The following is a 12,088-nucleotide window of genomic DNA, read 5'->3' as shown; positions in this document are numbered from 1 at the left end:
CGTGACGTTCGGTCCAGCAGCTCTACTTCGATCCACCATCGGCCCGGCTAAGTCCGATTCCGACCGGTACCGACTTCGCGTGGACAAATCGTTCACGATCCGGATATAAGTGTGTCACGCAATAGTTGTGTCATGCACTAGTTCCTCGATTGCGGGTCGTCCAACCAGGAGGGGCGGATGGGGAATCGATCGCGGCGTGAGGCCGAGCGGCAGGTGCTGGCCGCGCTGCCCAGCTGGGTCAACGCGATCTCGCAGCTCAACCGGCTGATCGCCGAGCGCATGGGCGTCACCGCCAGCGACCTGGACGGTCTGCATGTGCTGAACCAGCGCGGACCCGCCACCGCTGCCGAACTGGCAGGCGCTGTCGGCCTGACGCCAGGGTCGGTGTCGCGGATGATCGACCGGCTCGACGCTGCCGGTTGCATCAAGCGAACCGCCGATCCCCAGGATCGGCGCCGCGTCCTCATCGAACCGACCAGTGACGGCCTGGCTCGCATCGCGGCGTACTACGACGGGCTGACTGCCCGCGCCCACGAAGACCTCGGGGTGCTCGACCTGGACGAGTTGGGCGCACTGGCGCGATTCATTGAGCGCTCCCAGCGCAGCGCACTCGACGAGCTCGCCCGGCTCCGCCAGAACCCCGACCCGCGCTGACCCGCCGTCCAGTACGAATCCAGCTGTCCGAGGAGAACATGTGACAACGCACCAGTCGGCCAAGCGACGAGTGTCGGGGCAAGCGGGGCTTGCCTGGAATTCGGCGAACCTTGCCGGCGAGCAGACCCTGAACCTGACCAGTCCCGATTTCGATCACGAGGGGACGATCCCGGCCGTCCATGCCTCGGTCCGGGTCGGCGGCAATGACCTCTCACCGGCTTTGAGTTGGTCACCCGCGCCGGAAGCTGCGGTGCAACTACTGCTGGTCGTCGAGGATCCTGACGCTCCCACGCCCCTGCCGTTCGTGCATTGCTTGGCGCTGCTCGACGTACAGCTCACGGCTCTCGCTCAGGGGGCGCTCGATGCCGGACGTCCCGCCGACGGCGTACGCCTACTGCGCTCGGGCATCGGCAGCGGCTACTTCGGACCGGCACCGCCGAAGAGCCACGGCCCACACCGCTACGTGTTCGAACTCTTCGCTCTGGCGTCGACCCTGACCACAAGGAGCGCGCTGGAGTCCGCCAAGCCCCGCGACGTCCTGGCCGCAGCCGGCCCTGTCCTCGCCCGCGGCCGCCTCGATGGCTACTACCAGCGCACGTCATGACCGCCCCCGCGTGCGGGGCCCTCGCGCAGGAACAAACCGCAATTGAAGGCTGGTCGAGCGCTGGGGTTCTCGACTGCGGACACCAGCGCACCTGACTTGCTGTAGTCCGACGATTCAGCAGCGGGATGTGCTGTGTGGTTGGTGTGTGCGGAACGTTTTCAGGATGTTCGAAAGGGAGGAAGTGGGGGTGATCTGGGACCTACGCTGCGGCTGGCAGGGTCGTCTGGGGGCGCGGCCGGGAGGCGTGAGTGTGAGTGAGGCCCCGTGGTGGCAGGTTCGAGGAGCAGTTATCGGGAGTGCTTTCGCGTTCCGGAGTTCCGGGCGATGTGGCTGGCGGAGTTGCAGTCGGTCGCCGGGGATCAGCTCGCCCGGGTGGCGTTGTCGGTGCTCGTCTTCGCCGACACCGGTTCGGCGGCGCTGACCGGTCTCACCTATGCGTTGACGTTCGTCCCGTCGTTGCTCGGTGGGATCTTCCTCACCGGGCTGGCGGATCGGTTTCCGCGGCGTGAGCTGATCATGGCGGTCGACGGACTGCGCGGCTGCCTGATCGTTCTGGTCGCGATTCCGCCGGTGCCGTTCTGGCTGCGGTGCGTCCTGGTGAGCGTCGTCTCGCTCCTCCAACCGGTTTTCAAATCGGCCCAGCTCGCGCTGCTCCCCGAAGTACTCGGCACCGAGCGCTACGCGACTGGGATGGCGATCCGCAGCATCACGATCCAGTCGGCGCAGATGGCCGGGTTCGCCGGTGGCGGCCTCCTGATCGCCCTGTTCAACCCGTACGTCGTCCTCGCGCTCGACGCGGTCACCTTCTTCGGATCCGCTCTGCTGATCCGCAGCCGGCTCAGACCGCGCCCGGCGGCCAACGCGGACAAGCCCGGCGACACCGGCGTACGGCGGTCGTGGCGGGCGTCGGCGGGAGAGTCGTGGGGACTGTTGTTCGCGGACCGGGGCATGCGCGCGTTGGTGTTGATGCTCTGGTTGATGGCGCTGGTGGCTGTGTACGAAGGGATGGCAGCTCCGTACGCCGCTGTGTTCGGCGGCAATTCGGTGATGGTCGGGTTGATCCTGGCGGCGGATCCGCTGGGCAGCGTGGTGGGTGCGTTCCTGTTCAGCAAGTTGGTGCCGGAGGAGAAACGGCCGGGGCTGCTCGGTCCGCTCGCGATCGCGTCCGCAGTGCCGGTGGCGCTGTGCCTGCTGCGACCCGGCTTGGTCGTGTCCGTTGTGTTGTTCGTGTTCGCGGGAGCGTTCGGCACGATCGTGGTGATGCAGGCGACGACGTCGATGACCTTCATGCTTCCCGATGCGCGGCGCGGCCAGGCGATCGGCATGTCGAACTCGGGTCTGACGACCGCGACCGGCGTCAGCCCGCTGCTCGCCGGTGTGCTCGCCGACAAGACCGACGCGGTGCAGGCGGTCGGATGGTTCGGGCTCGCCGGAGTCGCGGCGGCGATCCCGCTCGCGGTGCTGTGGCAGCGCTCGGCGAAGGCGGTGGCGCCGAGCGACGCGTAGTACAGGTTCTGCTGAATACATCGAATCGTGTACTGTCGTGCGCGTGGACGCGATCGTGAGCAGGAGTGAGGTGCTGGCCCGATTCGGGCATGCGCTGTCGGATCCGACGCGCACGCAGGTGATGCTCGTGCTGCACGATGGTCCGAGCTACCCCGCAGACTTGGCCGAGCGCATCGGCGTCAGCCGGCAGTCCCTGTCGAACCACCTCGCCTGCCTGCGAGGCTGTGGTCTCGTCGTCGCGGAACCGGAAGGTCGGCGTACCCGCTACGAGCTGGCCGACCCAAGCCTCGGTACGGCGCTCGCCGAGCTGCTGCACGTCGTACTGGCCGTCGATCCCGCCTGCTGCCGGCCCGACGCAGAAGGCGACTGCCGATGAGCGAGCGGGACCACGCGGCCCACCCCGTCGAGCTGCGGATGCTGCCGATGGTTGGAGAGCAGCAAACGGTCGGAGCGGAGGAGCGGCGCAAGAAGCTGGGGCGACGGGCGCAACTGCTGGCCGGTGCGAGCGTCACCTACAACGTCATCGAGGCGATCGTCGCGATCTCGGCCGGGACGGTCGCGGGATCTGTTGCGCTGGTCGGGTTCGGGCTCGACTCGGTGGTGGAGGTGGCGAGTGGGCTGATCATCCTCTGGCAGTTCCGGCATCCACTGCCCCAGACGCGGGAGCGTCGGGCGTTGCGCCTGATCGCGCTGTCGTTCTTCGGTCTCGCCGCTTACGTGACGGTGGAATCCGTGCGCGCTCTGCTCGGCCGAGGCGAGGCGGACACATCGGGGGTAGGAATCGGCCTGGCGATCGCGTCGCTCGTGGTGATGCCGTTGCTCTCGTACGCGCAACGCCGTACCGGTAAGGCGCTCAGCTCCAACGCGGTAGTTGCTGACAGCACCCAAACTCTCTTGTGTACCTACCTGTCCGCGGTGCTTCTGCTCGGCCTGCTGCTCAACGCGACCCTCGGCTGGTACTGGGCCGATCCGATCGCCGGGCTGGTGATCTCGGCCGTCGCCCTCCGCGAGGGTGTCCAGGCCTGGCGCGGCGAAGGCTGCTGCGCGCCCACCACGGACGGTACGGCGCGAGCCTGCGACGACTGCTGCTGACCGAAGGCGGCTACCGCAGAGAACGAAGGGGAATCCCCTGAGAACGAAGGCGGCTACCCCAGCGCCCGCTGGTTTGCGCCGCGATGGCGGGGGATTTCGGAGTGTCGGTTAGCCTAGTTAGGTATGCCTAACATTCTGCTCGAAGTTTTGAGAGGACCGTGGTCGCGTGAGCAACCCCGCACCCCGTAACCGCCGCGCGAAGCTGGCGGTCGTCCGCCGGAGCGAGCGGATCACTCCGCACATGATCCGGCTGGTGCTGAGCTGCGACGAGTTCGTCGACAACGGAACCACCGACCACTACGTCAAACTGCTCTTCCCGAAGCCCGGCGTGACGTATCCCGAGCCGCTCGACATGGGCGTGATCCGTGAGCAGTTCCCGGCCGAGCAGTGGCCGACGATGCGCACCTACACCGTCCGGAACTGGGACGAGGCCGCGCGGGAGCTGACGATCGACTTCGTCTACCACGGCGACGAGGGGATCGCGGGGCCGTGGGCCGCGGCTGCCCAGCCCGGTGACAAGCTCTGGTTCAACGGTCCGGGTGGCGGCTACGCGCCGAACCCCGACGCCGAGTGGCACCTGCTGGTCGGCGACGAGAGCGCACTGCCGGCGATCGGTGCCGCGATCGAGCAACTCGCGCCGGGTGCGAAGGCGAAGGTCTTCGTCGAGGTCGAGGACGAGACCGAGGAGCAGAAGCTCGACGGCCCCGGCGACGTCGAGCTGACCTGGTTCCACCGCACGGGCGAGCGCGGGGAGAACCTGGTCCGGGCGGTCGAGGAGCTCGAGTTCCGCTCCGACGACGTCCACGTCTTCGTCCACGGCGAAGCCGGCTTCGTCACCCAGCTCCGCCGCCACCTGCACGCCGAGCGCGGTCTCCCCCGCGACCGCGTCTCGATCTCCGGCTATTGGCGTCTGGGCAAGAACGAGGACGGCTGGCAGGCCGAGAAGGCCGAGACCTCCCGCAAGGAACGCGAAGCCGCCGGCGCCTGACCCCAGCACGGTGCCCGGACAAAACGGTGCCCCGACGGAACGGAGCCCCGACAAAACGGTGCCCCGATAAAACGGAGCCCGACGGACTGGAGGCCGATCCCGACCCAACCGTCGGGCGTCGGGTGACGTCGTACTCGCATGACGGTTGATGCACAGCTGTTCGATCGGTTCGCGGCCGACTACGACCGGTTCGTCGGGTTGCACCCGGGGCAGAACTGCGGATGGGTGTCCGGCCTCGGCGTCCGCGGTGAGCGCGCGATCGACGTCGGCTGCGGCTCGGGCTACGCGGTCGCAAGGCTGGCCGACGACTTCAGGTACGTCCTCGGGGTCGATCTGAGTGAGCCGTTGATCGACATCGCCCGGGCGAAGCGGGCGCGGCCGAACACGGAGTACCGGGTGGCTGATCTGTTCGAGGTGGACGACGACGGGTTCGACCTCGTCTACAGCCACACGATGATGCATCACGTGCCGAATTACCGGGCCGGCCTCGAGCAACTGAAGTCGCTGGTCCGCCCCGGCGGCACGGTCGCGCTGGTCGACAACGTGTGCGATCTCTACCCGACGCCGCCGCGGATCGTCTACCAGGTGGGTGCGATCAAAGGGTTCCCGGCCGAGGTACGACGGATCGGGCTGCGGGACGCGTGGTTCGGGCTGCGGTTCTGGTTCAGCAGACCGTGGCTCGACCATCTGGCCAGCGATGTCTACCTGTCCCGTCGCCAGTTCCGCGAGGTCCACGACCTGGTCTTTCCCGGTGCCGAGTACGACGATCTCGGCTTCGCCCTCGGCATGCGGTGGACCGACCAGCGCGCTGGGTGATCCTCAGGACGTCAGCTTTGCGGCGCTGACTCGGTGGTTGAGGAAGGCGGCGACGGCGTCGGCGGCGCTGAGGGGGAGGACCCAGTCCTCGCCGCGAGCCTGCAAAATCAGCGCCGGTCCCGCCGAGCCGACTGCCTTGGCTGGTAGCGCGATCGGGAACTTCAGCCGCTCGGAGCCGCTGAGCGAGGCGGCAAAGACCCCGGTCACCGCCGACAAGGGATACGTACGCCGGCCCGCCTCCCGCCCGCCCGGCGGGGTGGCGAAGAACCGCCCTCGCACAGTCACCGTCGACGTACCGATGTCCAGCGTGGTCAGCAGCACGCCCCGCAACTGCAGCGTGAGCTCGTACTGCGTACCGGCGAGCTCGGGCCGCAGAGGTGCCATGATCGCGCGCTGAGCAGCGTGTCCGAGAAGCGCACCCAGGAACGCGCCGACCAGCGCAGCGGGCATGATGGCCGCGACCAGCCAGCGAACGTCGAACACCAGCGAGAAGAACCCGACGTACAGCACGCCCAGCCCACCGAACCAGGCGCCGACGGTGGTCCAGCGCCCGACCTGATACCGCTGCCTGCTTCGCAGGAACCAGCCCAGCACCAGCACGAGCGCCGGGAACACGACCGCAGGCCAGGCGAACGCCGACCGAGTCGACGCGATCACCACGGTCACCACCAGGAACGCCAGCGGCAAACCGAGATAGACCACGCCCACCAATGCTTGCGCGCGACGGTGTTGCCGGGCCACTGCATGGGCCGCGTCGGCCGCCTCAGGGGAACTCACGGGAAAACCCAAGCACACGTCCACCCGACCACCTACTGTCGGAGTGCCCGGCCGCGAGCAAAGGAGTCCAGTTGCGCGAGTTCGTAGTACCGGCGGGTCTCCGAGAGCTGCACGAGGAAGACGCCAAGCACTGGTTGGACGCGTTGCCGGAGCTGACCACCGGCTACCTCGACCAGTGGTCACTGCAGCTCGACGGCGAACCCCTGTACGGCGCCGGCTCGCTGGTGCTCCCCGTGCGCCGCCGAGACGCCACTGCCGCGATGCTCAAGCTCCAACCGCTCAACGAGGAGAACGCCGGCGAGGCACTCGCTCTGCGTACGTGGGACGGCGACGGCGTAGTACTGGTCCTGGAGGATGATCCATCGACCGGCACCATCCTGATCGAGCGCCTGCAGCCGAGGATGCTCAGCGCCGTCCCAAACGACCAGGAGGCCACCCAGGTCCTGGCAGAGCTGCTAGCCCGGCTGAGCGCAGTACAGGCTCCTCCTGTGCTCCGGAAGCTCGAAGACCTCACCGCTGCGATGCTGGACGAAGCGCCCAGAGAGATCCCGCGACTGGCTGACCGAGACGAGCAGAACCTCGTACGCCGGTGCGCTGCCCGGCTGGCCGAGTTGGAAGGCGAGTCCGGTGATCGGCTGCTCCACTGGGATCTCCACTACGACAACGTGATGGCCGCCGAGCGGGAACCGTGGTTGGTGATCGACCCGAAGCCGCTCGCGGGCGACCCGTGCTTCGAGCTGTTCCCGGCGCTGAACAACCGCTGGGACGACCTGGTCGCGACCGGCGACCTGGCGAAGGCGATCCGGCGGCGGTTCGACCTGCTGGTCGACGTGGTCGGCCTGGACCGCGACCGGGCCGTCGGCTGGACGCTCGGGCGGATCCTGCAGAACGTGCTCTGGGACCTCGAGGACGGCGAACGCGGGATCGAGCCGGCTCAGGTCGCGATCGCCAGAGCGTTGATGAACCTTGGAATCTGATTACATGCTTACACTGCAATCAGAGGAGGGTGAGATGACGACGCCGACGGTGTACGAGTGGGCCGGTGGGCTGGAAGCGCTCAGGCGGCTGACCGAGGTGTTCTACGACAAGGTGCTGGAGGATCCGCTGCTCGCGCCGGTGTTCGCGCACATGAGCGACAAGCACCGTGAGCACGTGGCGATCTGGCTCGGGGAGGTGTTCGGCGGCCCCAAGACGTACACCGAAGAGCTTGGCGGCTACCCGGCGATGCTGTCGCACCACCTGAATCTCGGTCTGACCGAGGAGCAGCGCGCGAGGTGGGCCGCGCTCATCGCCGCCAGCGCCGACCCGGCCGGCCTGCCGGACGATCCCGAGTTCCGGTCGGCCTTTGTGGCCTACATCGAGTGGGGCACCCGGATCGCGCTGGCCAATTCCCAGCCCGGCGCGACCCCACCACCACAGGCGCCGGTACCGAGGTGGGGCTGGGGCGAGGCTCCGCCGTACCAGCCCTCGTAACCGGCGTGGAGGGTGTTTGGTGCGGGTAAAGGTTGAAGGGTCAGACACCCGCGGCGGCGCTGGGGAGCCGGGGCTTCGATAAAGTCGCGGTTCACGACGAACCCGGTGGCCGGGATGCGAGGGTGAACCACTGTGACCGCTCAGCTCGAGTACCCCGATCCGCAGGCGTCGGACGCACTGCTCTCGATCCAGGACCTGTGGAAGGTGTTCGGGCCGAAGGCGGACCGCGTACCGCGACGTCCTGATCTCGCGCGCCTGGACCGCAAGGACCTCTACCAGAAGACCGGCTGTACGGCGGCCGTCCGCGACCTCAGCTTCGACGTCGCTCCCGGTGAGGTGTTCGTCGTCATGGGCCTGTCGGGGTCCGGGAAGTCGACGCTGGTCCGCTGCCTGACCCGGCTGATCGAGCCGACCGCGGGCAGCATCTACTTCGAGGGCGAGGATCTGCGCGCCGCCGACGAGAAGCGGCTCCGGACGCTCCGGCGGAGCAAGTTCTCGATGGTGTTCCAGCACTTCGGCCTGCTCCCGCACCGCAAGGTGATCGACAACGTCTCCTACGGCCTGGAGGTGCGCGGCGAGAGCAAGCCCGACCGCCGCCGCCGGGCGCAGGAGGTGATCGACCTCGTCGGTCTGGCCGGTAACGAGCAGCTGTACCCCGAGCAATTGTCCGGCGGCATGCAGCAGCGGGTCGGCCTGGCGCGTGCGCTCGCCAACGACCCCGACGTACTGCTGTTCGACGAGCCGTTCTCGGCGCTCGACCCGCTGATCCGGCGCGAGATGCAGACCGAGGTGGCCCGGTTGCACCGCGAGGTCGGCAAGACGATGGTGTTCATCACCCACGACCTGTCCGAGGCGCTCAAGCTCGGCGACCGGATCCTGCTGATGCGCGACGGCGCGGCGGTCCAGCTCGGGACCGGCGACGAACTGGTCGGAGCGCCGGCCGACGACTACGTCCGCGAGTTCGTCCGCGACGTACCGCGGGCCGACATCCTCACGCTGCGCTGGATCGTCCGGCAGCCGCGACCGGACGAGCAGCTGGACGGCCCCGAGCTCGGCCCCGACGTCCTGGTCCGGGAGGCGACCCGGCTGGTGCTGGAGTCCGACCGCCCGGTCAAGGTCGTTGCCGAAGGCCAGCTCCTCGGCGTCATCGACGACGAGGCGATCCTGGCCGTCGTCGCGGATCCGGACCCGTCCGCGCCGCGCCCCCAAGACGGCTGAGATGGCGTCCATCACCGGCTCGGTCGAGATCCGGGTCCGCAAACCACGCCGTACGGTGATCGCCGGCGTGCTGGTGGTCGGCTGGGTGGCGGCCTGGTTCGTGCTGCGCGGAATCGACACGCTCGCGATCGGCGGCCAGGAGACCACCGCGCTGCACCGTTGGCTGACCGCGCACCGCGACTTCCTCGGCAACGGCAACGCGTTCTTCGACGCGATCCGGATCGCGGTCGAGCACCTGGTCATCCTCTTGCAGAACGTGCTGTCCCAACCGGCGTACGGGCGGCCCGTGCCGGTGGTCGGCTGGCTCGGCGTGGTGGCCATCGCGGCGTACCTGGCCTGGGCCTTCGGCAACTGGAAGGTCGCGCTGCTCGCAGCCGCCGGGCTCACCTTCGTCGGGCTGCAAGGGTTGTGGCAGGAGAGCATGGACACGCTCTCGCTCACGATCGCCGCCGTCGCGCTCTCGCTGCTGGTCGGCATTCCGCTCGGGATCTGGGCCGGACTGTCGAACCGCGCGTTCAAGGTCGCCACGCTGATCCTCGACCTGATGCAGACGCTGCCGACGTTCGTGTACCTCGCACCGCTCACTCTGTTCTTCGCGATCGGCCCGGCGGCGGCGACCATCGCGACCCTGATCTACGCGGCGCCGCCGGTCGTCCGGCTGACCGCGCACGCGATCCGTTCGGTTCCGGCCGAAAGCGTCGAGGCGGCTCGCTCGCTCGGCTCCACCGGCGGGCAAACCCTGTTCAAAGTGCTGCTGCCGATGTCGCGCAGTACGGTCGTGGTCGGCATCAACCAGACGATCATGGCCGCACTGTCGATGGTCACGGTCGCTGCGCTCATCGATGCGCCCGGTCTCGGGCAAACCGTACTGAAGGCGCTGCAGACGCTTGACGTCGGCGTAGCGTTCAACGCCGGTCTCGCGATCGTGGTGATCGCGATCGTGCTCGACCGCGTGACCACTGCGGCCGGTGACCGACCATGGCGTACTGCGAGCGTCCGCCGCCGTGTGCTGCTCGGCGTCGGCGGTGTGGCCGTGCTGGTGGCCGTGTGGTTCTCCCGCACGTATCTGTGGGCCGCCGAGTTCCCCACTGACGTCGGTGTGGGCTCCCGGATCGCCGTGACGGCGTCGGACGTGACGACGTGGGTCCAGGACGTCTTCGGCGGGTTCACGTACGGCGTACGCGATGCTGTGACCGAGGGACTCCTCAACCCGCTGGAAGGGCTGCTCACGGAGTCGCCGTGGTGGCTTGTCACCGTGGTGATCGTGGCTCTCGCCGCAGTACTGGGGAGTTGGCGCGGCGCAGTACCGGCTGCTGTCTGCCTTGGTCTGCTGGTTGCGACCGGAGTCTGGCACGACAGCATGGTCACGCTCGCTTCCACGCTGCTGGCGACCGTCGTAGTGGTTGCTGTGGGCATCGTTCTCGGGGTGTGGACCGGGCGGAACCAGCGCGCCGACAGCTGGTTGCGACCCGTGCTCGATGCGGGACAGACGATGCCACCGTTCGTGTACCTCGTACCGTTCCTCGCACTGTTCGGCACCAGCCGGTTCACCGCGATCGCGGCCGCGGTGGTGTTCGCCGTACCGGTCACCACGAAGATCGTTGCCGACGGCATCCGAGCCGTCCCGGTCGCGACGGTCGAGGCCGCCAACTCGGTCGGCTCCAGCAGCTGGCAGGTGATCAGTAAGGTGCAACTGCCGGTCGCCCGGCGGGCGATCACGCTGGCGGTGAACCAGGGCCTGATCTACGTGCTGTCCATGGTCGTCGTCGGCGGCCTGGTCGGCGCGGGTGCCCTCGGGTACGACGTGGCCGCCGGCTTCGCGCAGAGTGAGCTCTACGGCAAGGGGCTGGCGGCGGGGCTGGCGATCGTGCTGCTCGGTGTCATGCTCGACCGGATCACGCAGGCCGCGGCCCGCCGTACCAGGAAGTTCAGCTGAAAATCATGAGGAGACAACCTGTGGTGACGAACAAGCTGCTGCGCTCGGCCGGTGTGCTGACGGCGATGGCGCTCGCGCTGACCGCGTGTGGGGGTGCGAAGGTCGGCGACGCGCAGCAGAAGCCGGCCCCGAGCGGCAAGGTCTGCGGCACCGTCAATCTGACCGTCAGCCCGTGGGTCGGATACGAGGCGAACGCGGCCGTCGTCGCCTACGTGGCGACCAAGGACCTCGGTTGCAAGGTGGTGAAGAAGAACCTCAAGGAAGAGATCGCCTGGCAGGGGTTCAGCACCGGCGAGATCGACGTGAACCTGGAGAACTGGGGGCACGAAGACCTGAAGAAGAAGTACATCACCGACCAGAAGGTGGCCGTCGAGGCGGGCCCGACCGGCAACAAGGGCGTCATCGGCTGGTACCTGCCGCCGTGGCTCGCCGCCGCGCACCCGGAGCTGACCGACTGGAAGACGCTGAACAAGAACGCGGCGATGTTCAAGACGTCGGAGTCCGGCGGCAAGGGCCAGTTGCTGGACGGCGATCCGTCGTTCGTCACCAACGACGAGGCGTTGGTGAAGAACCTGAAGCTCGACTACAAGGTCGTGTACGCCGGCAGCGAGACGGCGCTGATCCAGGCGTTCCGCGACGCGGAGAAGAACAAGAAGCCCGTGATCGGATACTTCTACGAGCCGCAGTGGTTCTTCAACGAGCTCAAGCTGGTCAAAGTGAATCTGCCGCCGTACAAGGCCGGCTGCGACGCCGTACCGGAGAAGGTCGCCTGCGACTATCCGGCGTACGCGCTGGACAAGATCGTCTCGAAGAAGTTCGCCGACTCGGGCAGCCCGGCGTACGACCTGGTGAAGAACTTCAGCTGGACCAACGACGACCAGAACCAGGTCGCCAAGTACATCGCCGAGGACAAGCTGAGCCCAGACGCGGCCGCCCAGAAGTGGGTCGAGGCGAACCGGTCGAAGGTCGACGCCTGGCTCGGGAAGTAGCGCCCGGGGCCACCGGCAACTATCACGACGCGTTC

General features: G+C 67.9%; 13 protein-coding genes. 12 read left to right on the top strand and 1 reads right to left on the bottom strand.

All coding sequences use genetic code 11. The annotated features are described in order from the left end of the window. Window positions 1-177 precede the first annotated feature (177 nt). The 7 genes from DIZ26_RS23045 (at window position 178) to DIZ26_RS23015 (ending at window position 5,660) form a co-directional block, all read left to right on the top strand. Window positions 178-654, top strand: a complete 477-nt coding sequence (locus DIZ26_RS23045) for a MarR family winged helix-turn-helix transcriptional regulator (RefSeq protein ID WP_112244886.1) — start codon at window positions 178-180, stop codon at window positions 652-654. A gap of 40 nt (window positions 655-694) precedes the next feature. Further along, entirely contained in the window at window positions 695-1,258 is a 564-nt protein-coding gene (locus tag DIZ26_RS23040) for a YbhB/YbcL family Raf kinase inhibitor-like protein (RefSeq protein WP_112244884.1), read from the top strand. 267 nt (window positions 1,259-1,525) lie between these two features. Further along, window positions 1,526-2,764, top strand: a complete 1,239-nt coding sequence (locus DIZ26_RS23035; protein ID WP_232828531.1) for an MFS transporter — start codon at window positions 1,526-1,528, stop codon at window positions 2,762-2,764. Between the two features lie 43 nt (window positions 2,765-2,807). After that, window positions 2,808-3,140 carry an ArsR/SmtB family transcription factor gene (locus DIZ26_RS23030; RefSeq protein WP_112244879.1) on the top strand — a complete coding sequence of 111 codons (333 nt, stop codon included), beginning with the start codon at window positions 2,808-2,810 and terminating at the stop codon, window positions 3,138-3,140. After that, entirely contained in the window at window positions 3,137-3,856 is a 720-nt protein-coding gene (locus DIZ26_RS23025) for a cation transporter (protein WP_332872742.1), read from the top strand. The genes DIZ26_RS23030 and DIZ26_RS23025 overlap by 4 nt, the downstream gene beginning before the upstream one ends. Window positions 3,857-4,022: 166 nt before the next feature. Next, window positions 4,023-4,844 (top strand): siderophore-interacting protein, encoded by an 822-nt coding sequence (locus tag DIZ26_RS23020; RefSeq protein WP_112244878.1) that lies wholly within the window; start codon window positions 4,023-4,025, stop codon window positions 4,842-4,844. 138 nt (window positions 4,845-4,982) lie between these two features. Further along, window positions 4,983-5,660 carry a class I SAM-dependent methyltransferase gene (locus DIZ26_RS23015; RefSeq protein ID WP_112244876.1) on the top strand — a complete coding sequence of 226 codons (678 nt, stop codon included), beginning with the start codon at window positions 4,983-4,985 and terminating at the stop codon, window positions 5,658-5,660. Window positions 5,661-5,663: 3 nt separating this feature from the next. Here DIZ26_RS23015 and DIZ26_RS23010 read toward each other — a convergent pair whose 3' ends face one another. Beyond that, a complete protein-coding gene (locus DIZ26_RS23010; RefSeq protein WP_198676243.1) occupies window positions 5,664-6,437 on the bottom strand; it encodes a hypothetical protein in 774 nt (257 codons plus the stop codon). Window positions 6,438-6,472: 35 nt separating this feature from the next. On the opposite strand from DIZ26_RS23010, the gene DIZ26_RS23005 reads away from it, so the two are divergent. From DIZ26_RS23005 to DIZ26_RS22985, 5 genes are all read left to right on the top strand, one after another. Further along, window positions 6,473-7,414, top strand: a complete 942-nt coding sequence (locus DIZ26_RS23005; RefSeq protein WP_408610264.1) for an aminoglycoside phosphotransferase family protein — start codon at window positions 6,473-6,475, stop codon at window positions 7,412-7,414. Window positions 7,415-7,448: 34 nt separating this feature from the next. After that, the gene (locus tag DIZ26_RS23000) at window positions 7,449-7,910 is read left to right on the top strand and encodes a group II truncated hemoglobin (RefSeq protein WP_112244870.1); all 462 of its coding nucleotides are present in this window, start codon (window positions 7,449-7,451) and stop codon (window positions 7,908-7,910) included. A 132-nt stretch (window positions 7,911-8,042) separates the two neighbouring features. Continuing rightward, on the top strand, window positions 8,043-9,128 hold the full coding sequence (locus DIZ26_RS22995; RefSeq protein WP_112244854.1) for a quaternary amine ABC transporter ATP-binding protein: 1,086 nt from the start codon (window positions 8,043-8,045) through the stop codon (window positions 9,126-9,128). 1 nt (window position 9,129) lies between these two features. Then, window positions 9,130-11,064, top strand: a complete 1,935-nt coding sequence (locus DIZ26_RS22990; RefSeq protein ID WP_112244852.1) for an ABC transporter permease — start codon at window positions 9,130-9,132, stop codon at window positions 11,062-11,064. A gap of 20 nt (window positions 11,065-11,084) precedes the next feature. Further along, complete coding sequence (locus tag DIZ26_RS22985; RefSeq protein WP_232828530.1) at window positions 11,085-12,053, top strand: ABC transporter substrate-binding protein; 969 nt, start codon at window positions 11,085-11,087, stop codon at window positions 12,051-12,053. Window positions 12,054-12,088: the final 35 nt, after the last annotated feature.

Source organism: Kribbella monticola (genome assembly GCF_003261635.1).
Classification (GTDB): domain Bacteria; phylum Actinomycetota; class Actinomycetes; order Propionibacteriales; family Kribbellaceae; genus Kribbella; species Kribbella monticola.
Note: the sequence above shows the minus strand (reverse complement) of the source record. Positions and strands in the feature narration are given on the sequence as shown.

What these genes read in the sequence shown, in the direction of transcription:
- DIZ26_RS23025 (WP_332872742.1), top strand. Translation starts at nt 3,137, where the DNA reads ATGAGCGAGCGGGACCACGCGGCCCACCCCGTCGAGCTGCGGATGCTG.
- DIZ26_RS23045 (WP_112244886.1), top strand. Translation starts at nt 178, where the DNA reads ATGGGGAATCGATCGCGGCGTGAGGCCGAGCGGCAGGTGCTGGCCGCG.
- DIZ26_RS23000 (WP_112244870.1), top strand. Translation starts at nt 7,449, where the DNA reads ATGACGACGCCGACGGTGTACGAGTGGGCCGGTGGGCTGGAAGCGCTC.
- DIZ26_RS23015 (WP_112244876.1), top strand. Translation starts at nt 4,983, where the DNA reads ATGACGGTTGATGCACAGCTGTTCGATCGGTTCGCGGCCGACTACGAC.
- DIZ26_RS22990 (WP_112244852.1), top strand. Translation starts at nt 9,130, where the DNA reads ATGGCGTCCATCACCGGCTCGGTCGAGATCCGGGTCCGCAAACCACGC.